An 844-nucleotide genomic window follows, 5' to 3' on the forward strand; every position below is an offset into this window, starting at 1 on the left:
TATTCCAGTGTGAAAGTGGACAGTTCTTCGCCTTGTTTTTTAGTAGTATAAATATAGCTAAAAAGAGTTATTATTTTTTGATTATTTTTCTGAGAGATTCTCCTTCTAATTCAAAGCGAATAGCAGAGTGAATTATTCTATCTAAAAACGCATCTGCAATTGTTTTTTCTGAAAATAAATCATGCCATGCTTTTACAGGTATTTGTGAGCAAAAGATAGTTGTTTTATGATGATTACGATCCTCAATAATATCCATTAGTATAAGTTGCTTATCACCAGTAATGGGTTGTAATCCAAAATCATCTAAAATAAGTACATCAGTGACGCTTAATTTTAGCAATTCTTTTAAATAACTACCATCAGCTTTAGTCATAGCCAAACGATGTAATAATTTACCTAAATTGTAGTATTTTACTTTATAACCAGCTACACAGCTTTGGAAGCCTAGTGCAGTAGCTAAGTAGCTTTTCCCTGTTCCAGTACAACCAGTAATAATGATATTTTGATTTCGATCAATAAAACTACAATCAGATAATCTTATAAAAGTATTTTTATCTAAGTTTCTCTCAGCAGTAAACTTTACCTCTTGTAAACTAGCTTGATAGTGGAATCTAGCATTTTTTATAAGCCGCTGAGTCTTATCATTATTTCTTTGGTTATCTTCTGCCTCAACTAACCAGGCTATAAACTCGTCATTGGTAAAAGAGTCTATAGCTTTAGTTTCTAAGGATGATTCATAGGCTCTTTTCATACCATTAAGCCTAAGTTTTTGCATTTTTTCAATTGTTGCATTAACATTCATAAACATAAAGATTTAGTTAAAATAATTATTCCCTCTGATATT

Annotated in this window: 1 protein-coding gene; it reads right to left on the bottom strand. The window is 30.5% G+C overall.

What is annotated here, in order from left to right; all coding sequences use genetic code 11:
* Positions 1-70: 70 nt before the first annotated feature.
* Complete coding sequence (gene istB / locus GOQ24_RS11345) at positions 71-802, bottom strand: IS21-like element helper ATPase IstB (protein WP_160339734.1); 732 nt, start codon at positions 800-802, stop codon at positions 71-73.
* Positions 803-844 lie beyond the last annotated feature (42 nt).

Source organism: Myroides sp. LoEW2-1 (assembly GCF_009767705.1).
GTDB classification, from domain to species: domain Bacteria; phylum Bacteroidota; class Bacteroidia; order Flavobacteriales; family Flavobacteriaceae; genus Flavobacterium; species Flavobacterium album_A.